The following is a 13608-nucleotide window of genomic DNA, read 5'->3' as shown; positions in this document are numbered from 1 at the left end:
TATTTATTTACTCTTTTCTAATACATCTATAAGAACCGCTTCAATTTTTTCTGCTATAGATATTAATTCAGCATCGTTAAGTAGGCTAATCATGGCAGTTGGTTTAGGAAGACCGATTTTCGTTTTTCCTTCGTCTTCATACACGGTAATTTTGCAAGGCAAGAAATAACCTACTAATGGATTATGCTCTAGTACACGTGCTGCTTCTACCGGATTACAAACTTCCAAGATTCGAAATGGCTTTTTATATTGATCGACACCTTTTTTCTGTAAAGTTTCAGTCAAGTTTAGCTGCCAAAGAACCCCAAATTTATTTATCTTCAGATTCTGTTCAATAGATTCAATCGCTTCTTCAATTGTTTTATTGGTTTGAACCGTATAATGAAAATCCATTGTATCCTCCTACTGTTTTAAGATAGTATTCTCAATAATGTAGTTGATATATGCTAATCAAAATCCCATGATGTTCTAGAAAATATCAATCCAAATTTTTATGGCTGTTCCAAGTATTAATACGGCTAAAATATTTTGTAATACCTTTGTATTCATCTTCTGGCTAATTTTTGCCCCTAATGGAGCTGCGATTATTCCAGCAATGATAATGATAACAGCTGTCGGGTAGTCTATTTGCCCCGTTGAGATTTTTCCAATTGAACCGGCTAAAGATGAAATAAACGTAATCGCTAGGCTTGATGCGATAGCCATTCTTGCCGGAATATGAAGTATTGATAACATAATAGGAATTAATAAAAATCCCCCTCCAGCTCCTACAACACCTGAACCAATCCCGACAAAAAATGCGAGAATTGCTGCAATCGGCTTGTTGAACGTAACTTGATCTAAAGGAATATCGTCTAACTCTTTTTTTGGTATGAACATCATAACGGCCGCTACTAATGCTAAAATTCCATAGACGATGTTCACTTGAGCCTCAGTTAAATATTGTGATCCAAAACTACCGATAAAAGTTCCAATTAACACGGACATACCCATAATGGTAATTAACGATTTATTTAAGTAGCCACCACTTCTATATCCGATGACACCTGCAATTGAGACAAATAAAACGTCTAGTGCACTAATACCCGAAACTTCATGCGCGGTTAATGCATGAAATCCCAATGCGGGTGGAATCATTAAAAGCATAGGATATTTCACAATGGCCCCACCGATCCCGAGCATTCCAGAAAGAAATGAACTAATAAAACCTATAACGAAAAGGAGGATCACATAATTTATATCCATGTAGTTTCCTTCTTTCTCAAGAATACACCGAAAAATAAATAAGTGAGTCTTTACCCAACTCACTTATTATTTTTAAGCTTTTTTAATATAAAAAGTTAATACATTTTGTTCTTCTTTATGGTCTAAAAGAGTGTGACCTGCAGCAGCTGACCATGCCGTTAAGTCAGCGATTGCACCTTTATCTGTTACTTGCACTTCTAAAACTTGACCTGGTTCTAGTGTATCCATTGCCTTTTTTGTTTTAACGATTGGCATTGGACAAGCTAATCCTTTTGCATCTAAAATTTGCGTTACTTCCATATTAATTTTCTCCTTTTATTTCCTAAATTAACGTACTGCACAACGGTTTGGACCGATTTCCATCTCTGTTTGTTCCTCGTTGTCAGGTGTGATTTTCCCCATATTCACTTGACGAATTTGTTGATAGGCATTTGGTTGTGGTGGTAAGTTATCTGTTACTGTATGACGGAATTCTTCTTCACTTTCAATATTTAAACCGTGGTTCTCCGCAAATAAATCACCTAAACGTTTTGCTACGGTCCCATCTTCATTTAACTCTTCAATAATCATAAAGTGAGCAGGTAACACAATTAAATCCTCTACTAATTCACGGTAACGACGATATAATGTTTCACGAAGATCGCCTACCCAATCTTCAGCAAGACCTGCTAAGTCCGGACGACCGATTGAATCGATGAATAAAATATCACCTGTTAATAAATACTTGCTATCAACGATGAATGAAGTTGAGCCAATTGTATGACCTGGTGAGTAAAGTGCGCCTACTTCAATTTGAGAGGCACCCACTTTCACTGTTAAACCATCTTCAAGAGGTGTGTAATCGAATACGACTTCTTCTGCATCTTTTGGCGGTAAGTAATACGTAGCTCCTGTTGCTTCTGCGATATGACGACCACCTGAGATGTGATCTGCATGTAAGTGCGTATCAAATACATGTTTAATTTCAACATTTTTTTCTTTCGCAAAATTTGTGAACACTTCTGTGAATCGAACAGCATCAATAATCGCTGCTTCCCCTTCAGAAATCACCATGTAAGAAAGACAGCCTTTACCTAGACGAACAAATTGATACATTTCGCCGCCATCAGTTAAATCTCCAACTTTAATTGGTTCAAGATACGAACTCCAAGATTTCATACCACCTTCAAGATAGAACACATCACGACCTGCTTCTGCCACCATCTCCGCAACCATAACAGAAGAACCTTCTTTTGCACATACAACTAATACATCTTTGTCTGTCGGAAGTTTTGGAATGATCTCCTCTACACCATCTAGTAAATCGAAATAAGGAATATTTAAATACTCAAAGTTGTGTCCTTCAATTTTCCAATCGTCATAAGCATCTGTATTACGTACATCTAAAATAAATAATGGTTGTTTTTCAATTAGTTTACGAGCTACTTGTGCTGCTGTCATTTTAATGATTGTCATATTTAATTACCCCCATAGGTATTGTTTTTGATTTTTTTAATGGAAGGGTATGTAGCCCTTCCATTAGTTTTAACAGTTGCTAAGATATTATTAATTAGAATGTTAACGTTGGTGCTGCATCTTTAGCAAATTCAAGGAATGTTACTGCTCCGCCAACTTCAATCCCATCAATAAAGTCTTCTTTTGTTAAATTCATTACATCCATTGTCATTTGACAACCGATAAATTTTACGCCCATTTCCTGCGCCATTTCGACTAGTTGTGGAATGCTTGGTACATTTGCTTTTGCGAAACCTTCCGCAAAATGCTCTTTTCCTGCTGGCATTGGTAATTGTTGCATCGCTTGTTTATGAATTAAGTTAAGTCCCTCGAATGTAAAGAAAATCGCTACTTCTTTCTCTGTTGCGGCTGCTGCCGTTGCAATATTAAATACTTTATACGCGTCAAATAACCCACCATTACTTGCAATAATCGCTACTTTGTTAGACATAATAAATTCCTCCAGTTAATTTAATTTTTTTTATAGTTTTTTTGCTAAATCGCCATTCCAAGAACTCATACCTGGTAACACGTTTACAACTTTCGTAAACCCTTTTTCCGCTAATTTCTGTGCAGCTAAATCACTGCGTGTACCTGTACGACAAATGACAAATATTTCTTGATCTTTATCTAACTCTTCTAAACGATTTTCTAGTTCACCCATTGGGATCGATTTAGAACCTTCAATATGTCCAAATGCATACTCAGCTTCTTCACGAACATCTAGAATAATACCGCCATTTGTAGCACGGTCGATTAATTCTTCATTCGTAATTGTATTTTCATATTTCTGTTCGACGTTATGGTCATCACCACTTTTACGAATGTAATGCAGTAACACACCATCCTCTTCTTTCGTGCCAATATACTGATGCCCGACACTGTCTGACCATGCTTTTAGGTCCGCAATAGAACCTTTATCGGTAGCTTGCACTTCTAGAATTTGACCATCCTCTACATCATTCATTGCCTTTTTCGTTTTAACAATTGGCATTGGACATGCAAGACCTTTGCAGTCTAACTGTACATCTGCTTTAATTGACATTTAAAAGCCTCCTCATACCTACAAGGGTATTATTTTACTCAAAAAAATTATTCAACTTTTCCTTCCCAGCTCATCATACCACCAGTCATGTTTGTTACATCAAAACCTTGACTTTGTAAATAATGCGTTGCCTGACCACTGCGGCCACCTGAACGGCAAACCATAATGTACGGTTTGTTTTTATCAAGTTCGTGTGAACGAAACTCTAGTAATCCTAATGGAATATTCGTGATGCCAGGAATATGACCTGCTTGCACTTCATCCACTTCGCGAACATCAATTAGATTTAACTGTTCACCATTTTCTATACGTTGTTGAACTTCTTTTGCACTAATTTCTTTCATTTTATTTTCCTCCTAATTATTAATTAACTTCTCCAAGCACTCATGCCACCACGAACATTTGTGATGTTTTCATAGCCCAATTTTTTTAATTGTTTACATGCTTGGGCGCTACGCATTCCACTTTGACAAATGACTACAATTTCTTTGTCCTTTGGGAGCTTTGAGAGATCTGAACCTAATGGCATATTTTTAAATTGATGAATATTTCGGGACTTATATTCACCTGGTGTGCGTACATCGACGAATACTTTATCCTTGTCATTTAATATTCCTTTTAGTGTTTCAGTCGTTATAGTTTTTGTTCCTTTAACCGGTCTCATACGCCAAAGGATAAAAACAATCGCCACCGCAATCATAATCCAAATTTCCATGAATGTACTCCTCCATACCTGTATGGGTATGTTTTTATTGAAAAAGAAAAGTCGATTTTTTAACGACTTTTAACTAACAAATCCATTGCTTCTTGTATAGCGTCATTCGCGGTATCGTCGTTATGCTTTGCCTCCAAGATACATTCTTTTAGGTTTTGACTAACGATTACACCAATAGTATGATCAACACCTGAGCGGACAGCAGATAATTGAGTGACGACGGCTTTACAGTCTTTTTCTTCATCCATCATTTTCAATATCCCTCGAAGTTGACCTTCAATACGTTTGATACGATTTTTTATTTTAACTTCATACGAGTTCATCGTGCCGCCTCCTTCTCTTTATTTTCTCTTGCCGATATACATATAATATACCCCTATAGGTATAATGTCAACAGATAAAATAAAAGTTTCTTTTGTTTTTAGATTCTCCAAAAATTGAAGATCAATACACTTCCTTATATAGATGCATTGGGGATGGTAACAATAAACGTATGATAGTATCCATCTGAAGTTAATTGAATGTTGCCTTTATGTTGTTCAAGTATTTCTTTTGAGATGGCTAGGCCTAATCCTTTACCAATCGTATTACTCGTAGCTTCTGTCCGATAAAATCGTTCAAATATACGTTCTCTTTCTTCCCCTGAAATAAATTGACCTTCTGCACTCACAGAAATGCAATAAGATTTCTTTCCTCTTTTCCCTGTTATCACGATTGGCTTACACCCCGTGTAGTAACGTATGGCATTATCAATCAAATTACTCATAACTTGTGTTATCCCATTCGGATCAATTCGAATTAATTGTTGATCAATGTCCATTCTAATATCAATATTTTTTCCTTTCATGGTCCAACTAAACATGTGTACTACTTGATTGATGATGTCCGTAATTTGAATTTCTTCTTTTAGAAAAAATTTTTGATGTTGCACATATTCAAATTCTTCAATTGACTTTAGTTGCTCTAACATACTAATCAAGCGATTGGATTCTTGTTGAAGCGCATAAAATAACTCTTGATTACCCGTTATGACTCCACTTTGTAACGCCTTTAAATACCCATTTAAATTGGTTAACGGTGTCCGAAATTCATGAGAAAAATCCGACAGTTGTTTGTGCCTTTGAATTTTATTGCATTCTAGTTGATTGACTAGTTCATTAAAATGATAAATTAACTCTTCCATTTCACCATCAGATTGAAATTGGATATTCTGTACTTTATCACCTTGCTTTAAGCTTTTCATCGACTCGATTAATACTGTTAAAGGTTTCATTAATTTACGTGTAAAATAATACTGGCTAACTATAGCGAGAACAATAAATACCCCAACAAGTATCCATAAATATTGCAATAAGACGGCTTTAAATAATTTTGTTTCTTGATTACTCACCATTTCATCAAAGATTTGACAGGCAGCTTCGTAAATCGACCATCCAGAAAGCAATATGAATGCAACAATGATGAAACTATTGGCTAAAGTTAAGCGCCATAAAAACTTCTTTGGTAAAAAAGATGTTCGTTTATTCTGTAACAAACTTATACCCCATTCCACGAACTGTTTGAATCCTTTTTGGCTTACTTGGATTCTCTTCAATCTTTTCACGAAGTTTTTTAATATGTGCATCGATTGTTCTAACCATTACCTCTTTTTCTAGATAAGGATAAAGATGCTCTAATAAATTTTCTCGGGGTAATACGATGTTTGGGTTTTCCATGAAGTGATACAATAATTGAAATTCATGTTTCGTCAGGTGAATTTCTTTATCATATAAAAGGACTTCTCCTTTTCTCGGTTTTATACATAACCCTTTGTATGAAATTTTTTGACAAAATTGCCCCGTCCTTCTTAAAACTGCTTCTACATGGGCTAGTAATTCTTCTGGATCAAAGGGTTTTGTCATATAGTCGTCAGCGCCTAATCGAAGACCGTGAATTTTATCCGCAGTTTGTACTTTTGCACTTAACATAATAATGGATACTTCATTTCTTTCTTGATCTTTTATCCATTCACACAATTCTTCACCACTAATATTCGGAAGCATTAAATCCAAAATAATTAAACAGGGATGTTCATTCAAAAATACATCTTTCGCTTTTTCCCCGTCAGCTGCTTCTACCACTTCATAGCCTTCCTTTTGTAAATAAATCTTAATTAAGTTTCGAATCATTTGGTCATCTTCAACAATTAATATTTTTTGTTTCAAAATAACACCCTCATAAATTTAAGTCCTCATTTTAACTTCTCAAACTCTCTTATCATTAAATCGTAATTCATTGCACCTAATGCGACATACTGAATTGTTCCTTTCGAATCAATCATATAGGACGTTGGATAAGCTTGGACACGATATAATTCGGCCACATCCCCATTTTCATCTTTTAAAACAGGAAACGTGAACGCTCTGTCTTGAATAAAGTTCTCAACAGTTGTCAAAGAATCTTCTGTATGCGTTAAGTTAATAGCCAAAACGACCACATCCTCATCTTCAGAAAACTTTTGTATATCAGGCATCTCTGCTCGACAAGGTGGACACCACGTAGCCCAAAAATTAAGGAACACCTTTTTTCCTTTAAAATCGGATAAGGACATAACCTCACCTTTTAATGTTTCCAATGAAAAGTCAGGTGCCACATTTCCACGTTGAATGCCAACTACATTTGTCTCTTCAATGTCGATGTCCGTATTTGAAGAAACTACTGGATTCCCTGTTTCTGATTGATTGGACTGTGTTGAAATATATTCGAATAACGCATAACTAATCATCGCAATTAACAGTACACCAAATATCACTTTTCTCACTGCTATTTACCTCCTTCTATCCTAAATTGGATAACCATGTCCCATCAATTAATCTTAATAAAAACGCACTTAACCGAGGCATTTGTCCAAAAAATAGTAGGATCCCCATTAGAATCATCATAACGCCTCCCACCTTCATAATGAGGCCAGTTTTACTTAAAATCCATTTAGAAGATCCAACGAAAAACGTCAGAATAATAAACGGAACCGCAAAACCAATAACATACATCAATGTATAGAGAAGACCTTGACTTGGATTGGTTGCAGCTAATAACAAGATCGATGCAAAAATCGGACCAATGCAAGGAGTCCATCCTGCTGCAAAACCTAATCCAACAAAAAATGTACCTAAAAAGCTCGTCGATTTCTTCGTATAGTGTAATCGTCTTTCCTTCATAAATAAAGGAATCGTTAACCAACCAGCGACAACAAATCCCATGAAGACAATAAAGATTCCTGCTAGTCGTTGGATCAATAATGCGGTATTCCCTAGTAATAACTGTTGCAGCCATTGCCCAAGAAAGGAAGCACTAGCACCTAAACTAATAAAGACAACACCTATTCCAAGTAAAAAGATAATGGAATGACTAAATATTCTTTTGCGAATTTCAGAATTTTGTTCTGCTTGAATTTCCATCACACTGATGCCTGTAATATAGGATAAATAAGCAGGAAATAATGGTAGAACACATGGAGATAAAAAAGAAATGGCACCCGCTCCAAAAGCTAAAAGCATTCCCACTAGTAAGACCGTATCTGTCTGTATAACCATTTGATCACCTCTTCAAGTTAATAGAAATAAGAACAATCGTCATAAATAAAAAAAATACTAAAATAAATGGCAGTGATAATAGATACCCAAAAATTGATACATAGGGTTGTGTAAAAAACATAAAAAGCGTACCGATTAACCAACTAAGCAAAAGAATGGCATATAAAGTTAACGTTGAAAGCTTTTCTTTTGAATAATAAAAAATAGTCACTAGAATGCCGTAGAAAATTAAATTTGTTAAAGAATAAAAATTTTGATCTTGTACAAATTGAATAAATTCAAACATGAATGCTGCCGTCAATATAATGGGAATCAATAAACTTAACACTGGAAGATTATTTTTTTTCTGTTTATAAAGTAGTCGTAAAATACTACCAATAATGGCAGCATAAAAAGAAGTTGAATCAACAGGATATGCTAAAATAGCGAGTGGGTCTTTTACAAAAGTGGAGAGATTTAAAAGAACTTTCCCAATCCACATGAATATCACGAAATTGATGAAAAAATCAGTAACTTCTTCTAACTGTTTTTTCTTCTCTTCTTTACTAGATGGATTCATCCAATAAAAAAGTAATAGACCTGCAACAATGCTAAAAAAAACAGTAGCTAATGAAAAAATTTTTGCAGTAATAGCCATTTCACACCTCCTATAATTAAAAATCACTTCATTATGGTAAAAGCTACCCTTCTTGTTCCCCATCGTACATTTGAATGGACTTGATCATATCCTCCATGATTTGTTCATCCATCGAGCCGACGAACTTTTGAAAGATCCGTCCTTCAGCATCGATAATATAACTTGTTGGAATGGTAAGTATTTCATAGAGCTTTCCAACAGATCCATTTTCATCTAATACAACTGGGAATGTTAATCCATACTCATTGACGAACTTTTCCACTGCTTGCTTTCCTTCATCCAGGGCCGTTAAGTTAACAGCGATAATTTCAACGCCATTATCTTTATTTTTTTCATAAAAACTTTGCATATGGGGCATTTCTGCTCGACACGGCGGACACCAAGTAGCCCAGAAATTTAGAATGACGATTTTACCTCTGAGGTCAGAAAGGTTAATAGGGTCGCCATTCATATCCGATAAAGTAAACTCCGGGGCAAATTCAACGTCTAGTGATGAATGGCTTGACTCGATAATCCCGGTCTTTTTCGAATTATCGTTTGTATTTTTAGCTGGCTCTACAGGCTGACCTATTCCACTCGCTACACCTTCCGTTTGATTCACATTTTCTATTGCCGGATCACTTACCTTTTCCTTCATTAAAGAATCATAAAAGGCATAACCCGCTAAAAACCCGATGAGTATAAAAGGTAACAATTTTTTAATCACGAAAGCGTCTCCTCCTAATAGCGTCTCAATTTTTACTCTTGTTCTTTGAATTATGGAGTAGAATTGTGAAAATTTCGTTAAAATGAAACAAAAAAAGATACTTAAAGAAATAATCTTTTCTAAACAAATCAAAAATCCTTAAATAAAAGGGATGAAATCAAAAGATGAAGACTCTTCTTCACCCATTGACTCATCCCTAAATCAATATTACTTCAATTTTGATCTGCTACTTATTGCTTGTTTTTTTAATTGACGCCATACACACTTGAATAAGTCTTCCAACCACCATCAACATTTTTCACATCAAATCCATTATTTTTTAGAATTCGGCTTGCTAAATAGCCTCTTAATCCGACTTGGCAGCTAACATAAACGGTTTGATCTTTTGGGATTTCGTCTAAATTCTCTCTCAGGTCATTAAGGGAGATATTGATTGACCCTGGGATATAGCCATTTTCTCTTTCCTTTGCTTCACGTACATCAATTAAAAGCCCACCATCTGCTACAACTTGATCCACTTCATGCCATTGAATTTGTTCTAAGTCCCCTAACATAATATTCATTGCGACGTAGCCTGCCATATTTACAGGATCTTTTGCAGATGAATAAGGTGGCGCATAGGACAATTCTAAGTTCGTTAAATCTTCTACTGTTAGATTCCCTTTAATCGCAGTAGCAATGACATCCATTCGTTTATCAACACCATCTGCTCCAACGGCTTGTGCGCCAAAGATTTTTCCTGTTTCTTTATCAAAAATTAATTTTAACGCGATTGGTGCCGCTCCTGGGTAATATCCTGCATGGGAGCTTGGATGAATATGCACAACTTCATATGCTACTCCTAAACGCTTTAATGTTTTCTCGTTGTTACCAGTAGCCGCAACAGTTAAATCAAATACTTTTGCAATGGAAGTACCTAAAGTCCCTTCATATTTCTCGTTTTTCCCCATCATATTATTGGCAGCAATACGACCTTGACGATTCGCTGGTCCTGCAAGTGGAATCATCGCTTTTTTACCGTTGATATAATCGACAACCTCTACAGCGTCCCCAACAGCGTAAATATCCTGATTAGACGTTTGGAGATACTCGTTCACAATAATTCCTCCACGTTCACCTAACTCTAATCCAGCTGTTTTCGCTAATTCATTTTCCGGTCTTACTCCAATCGAAAGAATCGTCATATCCGTTTGAATTTCAGTTCCATCTGATAAAACTACTTTCTTTCCTTGATTGGCAAATGCTTGTACGCCATTTTCTAAAATTAAATTGACACCTTTTTCTTTTAAATGCTTGTGTAGTATACTCGCCATTTCAAAATCAATAGGAGCCATAATTTGATTCGCCATTTCGATAATCGTTACTTCAATGCCACGGTCAACAAGATTTTCTGCCATTTCAATTCCGATAAACCCGCCACCGATCACAACTGCTTTTTCAGGTTTTTGAGTATCAACATAGTTTTTAATGCGATCCGTATCCGGAACATTTCTTAAAGTAAACAATGCTTGGTTGTCATTTAATCCTGGAATTGGCGGTACAATCGGTCTAGCGCCAGGTGATAAAAGTAATTTATCGTACGTTTCTTTATAAACTTCTCCTGTTTGTAAGTTTTTAATAGTTACAGTCTTTTCTTCTGGATGAATGCTCTCCACTTCACTTAAATTTCGGATATCTAGATTGAAGCGTTCTGACATACCCTCTACCGTTTGTACTAACAATTTATTTCGATCCTTAATTGTTTCACCAATATAATAAGGTAAACCACAGTTAGCAAAGGAAATATATTCGCCACGTTCTACAAGGATAATGTCAATTTCTTCACTAATTCTTCTTAAACGGGCAGCAGCTGTTGCTCCCCCTGCAACTCCACCAACGATAATCACTTTTTTTGTCATATTTTTTCCCCTCCGAATTTAAATTCGCCCCAAAATACCATATAGGGTATTATTTTTTATAAATAAAAAGTCGAATGTGTTATCGACTCTTTACAAACAGGTTCACTGCTTCTTGAATGGAATCATTTAACGCTTTTTCGTCTCCCTCTGCAGCTTGAATACATTCAAGTAAGTTTTGACTAACGATTAACCCTATCGCACGATCCACTCCAGAACGAACTGCCGAAAGTTGGGTAATAACCGCTTTGCAATCCTTACCCTCTTCCATCATTTTCAATACGCCACGAAGTTGACCTTCCATTCGTTTCATTCGATTTTTCACTTTATCATCATATGAATTCAATCTATGTTGCCTCCTTTTTAGTTGATTCGTTATTATGTTTAACACCATCTTATACCCCGTTAGGTATGTTGTCAACAAAAACTCATCCTTTTAGAATATAAAAAAGCATGTTTTTGAAGTAAGATTCAAAAACATGCCTTTTTAGGTAAATGTCGAAACAGTAGATAGTAGTACGTTGAAGCATCTTGTAACTCACCTATTTCTCATTTATCGCTCGATTTAGCATATCCACAACTTGTTCTCGTGTTGCCAATGCTCTAGGATTACTGCCATCTGTAATTCCTTGTGACGTTAATTTTTCCCAAGCTTCTTTATGATTAGTAGAAACTCCATTATTATTTGCAATAAAAGTATCGTGATAACGTTTTAGTATGGATGCCATTTGTTCGCGTGTTATAGCACCGCCTGGATTCAAATTATTGCCGTCCCCTCGAAAAATTCCATTCGCAATGGCCCAATCCCAATCATTTTTAAAACTTGGGTCCACTCTATTTCTATCGGCAGTAATATCTGCTTTATTCGCAAGTTGACCTTCTAATTTGGCAATTCGTTGCTTTAGCTCTTCATATTGACTCACGGTTAACCCCTCCTCTTGACCTGGTATCGCTCTCTCCAATCCTACAAATCTAGCAAATGCTTGTGCAATTGCCTTACCGACATTTTCTAACACTTGATTGTTCCGTAACTTTTTTATATCGATTGTGCTATCCATAAAGCCACCTTCGACTAAAATCGCCGGCATGTTTGTCTCACGGACGATGTGCAAATTCGCTTTTTTGACTCCTCGATTGCGGAGACCGTATGATTGTACTAACGCAGGATGAATCGCATGTGCGAATTCGGTGCTTTGCGGTTTTGGGGTTGTGTAAATAAATGTCTCGACGCCTGTATGTTCGCCCCACACACTTGCTAATGCATTATGGTGAAATGAAATATAGTAGTTTGCGCCCCAACTATTTGCGCCGTTTGTTCGTTCAATTAATGGAACATCACGTCTTCCTGTGGGATCATCAAAACGTTTTGACATGACCCCCTTGTACAAAGCTAATTCATTGGCAAAAGCTCTAGCTACTTTATTATTAAATGTCCACTCTGGCTCTCCATCTGGGGTACGTTTTCCTGGAGTATTTAAACCATGCCCAGCATCAAACCCAACTTTAATCAATCCATTTCACCTCCTACTATTGAATATATCCAACGAACAAATATAAAAGTAGGCATTTTTAGGAGAACAATAGTAACGTTCTTTGTGGAATATTATTACATTCTTTCGCAACAATTTGATTACCTTAGTTTTTAAAAATTGATTTGTTATTCCCTCTAACAAACATTAAGAACTTCTACGGTTTCCCAATTACCGGAAATGCAGTTAAAATAGCTTCTAGTTCTTTAATGATTCCTTTTAAGTAGGATTGGTCTGAAGTAAACCCAAAGTTCAGCACCGCTCCATCACCTACTGGAAAACAAGTCTCCCCTTTCCACTTCAATTGACCAAAGTGATTTATTTCCCCTTCTAATTGAATATACTCCTCCATATTATATAAAATGGCTTTTCCTTTTAATTTGTTATCCATTATTTTTAGCTCGTCTACAAACGCTTGTAGTTCCTCTGTCCTTAAATTAGCGATGAATTGCACGATATATCCAGGAATGTCCACTTTAATTTTTGCATCAACCCAGTTACCATCCCAAAAGTCTACACTATGTGGGTAACTTCTTGTTAATACCTCAATTTCTACTTTTTCATTATCTTCCCCTAAAAAATGTACTTTCATGGAATCACCTCGGATTAATTTACTTTTATCTTGTACCAAAATAACAACCATTCAAACATAAAAAAGAAAGAACCCGATACATTTGAACTGCACCCCAAATTTTAGACACAAAATCTAAAATTTGGAGGTGCTTTTCTTTTGGCTAAATTTTCAAGGGAAGAAAAAATTGAAGCAGTAA

General features: G+C 35.9%; 19 protein-coding genes. All 19 read right to left on the bottom strand.

Annotated elements, in window-relative coordinates:
* Nucleotides 1-3 precede the first annotated feature (3 nt).
* The 19 genes from EK386_RS16780 to EK386_RS16690 all read right to left on the bottom strand — a co-directional run bounded on the left by EK386_RS16780 (nucleotide 4) and on the right by EK386_RS16690 (nucleotide 13430).
* Nucleotides 4-393 carry a DUF302 domain-containing protein gene (locus EK386_RS16780; RefSeq protein ID WP_126660332.1) on the bottom strand — a complete coding sequence of 130 codons (390 nt, stop codon included), beginning with the start codon at nucleotides 391-393 and terminating at the stop codon, nucleotides 4-6.
* 75 nt (nucleotides 394-468) lie between these two features.
* Nucleotides 469-1245, bottom strand: a complete 777-nt coding sequence (locus tag EK386_RS16775; protein WP_126660331.1) for a sulfite exporter TauE/SafE family protein — start codon at nucleotides 1243-1245, stop codon at nucleotides 469-471.
* A 72-nt stretch (nucleotides 1246-1317) separates the two neighbouring features.
* The gene (locus tag EK386_RS16770; protein ID WP_126660330.1) at nucleotides 1318-1545 is read right to left on the bottom strand and encodes a sulfurtransferase TusA family protein; all 228 of its coding nucleotides are present in this window, start codon (nucleotides 1543-1545) and stop codon (nucleotides 1318-1320) included.
* A gap of 27 nt (nucleotides 1546-1572) precedes the next feature.
* Entirely contained in the window at nucleotides 1573-2700 is a 1128-nt protein-coding gene (locus EK386_RS16765) for an MBL fold metallo-hydrolase (protein ID WP_126660329.1), read from the bottom strand.
* A 94-nt stretch (nucleotides 2701-2794) separates the two neighbouring features.
* Nucleotides 2795-3190, bottom strand: a complete 396-nt coding sequence (locus EK386_RS16760; protein WP_126660328.1) for a DsrE/DsrF/DrsH-like family protein — start codon at nucleotides 3188-3190, stop codon at nucleotides 2795-2797.
* A 30-nt stretch (nucleotides 3191-3220) separates the two neighbouring features.
* Nucleotides 3221-3784, bottom strand: coding sequence for a sulfurtransferase TusA family protein (locus tag EK386_RS16755; protein ID WP_126660327.1), 564 nt, complete (start codon nucleotides 3782-3784; stop codon nucleotides 3221-3223).
* Nucleotides 3785-3831: 47 nt separating this feature from the next.
* Nucleotides 3832-4128, bottom strand: coding sequence for a rhodanese-like domain-containing protein (locus tag EK386_RS16750; RefSeq protein ID WP_126660326.1), 297 nt, complete (start codon nucleotides 4126-4128; stop codon nucleotides 3832-3834).
* A gap of 23 nt (nucleotides 4129-4151) precedes the next feature.
* Nucleotides 4152-4499 (bottom strand): rhodanese-like domain-containing protein, encoded by a 348-nt coding sequence (locus tag EK386_RS16745; protein WP_126660325.1) that lies wholly within the window; start codon nucleotides 4497-4499, stop codon nucleotides 4152-4154.
* A gap of 59 nt (nucleotides 4500-4558) precedes the next feature.
* Complete coding sequence (locus tag EK386_RS16740) at nucleotides 4559-4822, bottom strand: metal-sensitive transcriptional regulator (protein WP_126660324.1); 264 nt, start codon at nucleotides 4820-4822, stop codon at nucleotides 4559-4561.
* Nucleotides 4823-4956: 134 nt separating this feature from the next.
* Complete coding sequence (locus EK386_RS16735; protein ID WP_158674456.1) at nucleotides 4957-6033, bottom strand: sensor histidine kinase; 1077 nt, start codon at nucleotides 6031-6033, stop codon at nucleotides 4957-4959.
* Entirely contained in the window at nucleotides 6020-6703 is a 684-nt protein-coding gene (locus EK386_RS16730) for a response regulator transcription factor (RefSeq protein WP_126660322.1), read from the bottom strand. The genes EK386_RS16735 and EK386_RS16730 overlap by 14 nt, the downstream gene beginning before the upstream one ends.
* Before the next feature lie 26 nt (nucleotides 6704-6729).
* The gene (locus EK386_RS16725; RefSeq protein ID WP_179966054.1) at nucleotides 6730-7299 is read right to left on the bottom strand and encodes a peroxiredoxin family protein; all 570 of its coding nucleotides are present in this window, start codon (nucleotides 7297-7299) and stop codon (nucleotides 6730-6732) included.
* A 16-nt stretch (nucleotides 7300-7315) separates the two neighbouring features.
* The gene (locus EK386_RS16720) at nucleotides 7316-8071 is read right to left on the bottom strand and encodes a cytochrome c biogenesis CcdA family protein (protein WP_126660321.1); all 756 of its coding nucleotides are present in this window, start codon (nucleotides 8069-8071) and stop codon (nucleotides 7316-7318) included.
* 4 nt (nucleotides 8072-8075) lie between these two features.
* Complete coding sequence (locus EK386_RS20345) at nucleotides 8076-8708, bottom strand: hypothetical protein (RefSeq protein ID WP_179966053.1); 633 nt, start codon at nucleotides 8706-8708, stop codon at nucleotides 8076-8078.
* A gap of 43 nt (nucleotides 8709-8751) precedes the next feature.
* Nucleotides 8752-9414 carry a peroxiredoxin family protein gene (locus EK386_RS16710; protein WP_246027706.1) on the bottom strand — a complete coding sequence of 221 codons (663 nt, stop codon included), beginning with the start codon at nucleotides 9412-9414 and terminating at the stop codon, nucleotides 8752-8754.
* 245 nt (nucleotides 9415-9659) lie between these two features.
* Nucleotides 9660-11312 carry a CoA-disulfide reductase gene (locus EK386_RS16705; RefSeq protein ID WP_126660320.1) on the bottom strand — a complete coding sequence of 551 codons (1653 nt, stop codon included), beginning with the start codon at nucleotides 11310-11312 and terminating at the stop codon, nucleotides 9660-9662.
* Between the two features lie 79 nt (nucleotides 11313-11391).
* Nucleotides 11392-11703 carry a metal-sensitive transcriptional regulator gene (locus EK386_RS16700; protein WP_126660363.1) on the bottom strand — a complete coding sequence of 104 codons (312 nt, stop codon included), beginning with the start codon at nucleotides 11701-11703 and terminating at the stop codon, nucleotides 11392-11394.
* A 148-nt stretch (nucleotides 11704-11851) separates the two neighbouring features.
* Complete coding sequence (locus tag EK386_RS20530) at nucleotides 11852-12820, bottom strand: N-acetylmuramoyl-L-alanine amidase family protein (protein WP_126660319.1); 969 nt, start codon at nucleotides 12818-12820, stop codon at nucleotides 11852-11854.
* Nucleotides 12821-12995: 175 nt separating this feature from the next.
* Nucleotides 12996-13430: a WapI family immunity protein gene (locus EK386_RS16690; protein ID WP_126660318.1), complete on the bottom strand. Its 435-nt coding sequence runs from the start codon at nucleotides 13428-13430 to the stop codon at nucleotides 12996-12998.
* Nucleotides 13431-13608 lie beyond the last annotated feature (178 nt).

This window comes from Lysinibacillus antri (assembly GCF_003977595.1).
Lineage (GTDB): Bacteria > Bacillota > Bacilli > Bacillales_A > Planococcaceae > Ureibacillus > Ureibacillus antri.
The sequence above is the reverse complement of the archived record's forward strand: the minus strand, read 5'-3'. Positions and strand labels throughout refer to the sequence as shown.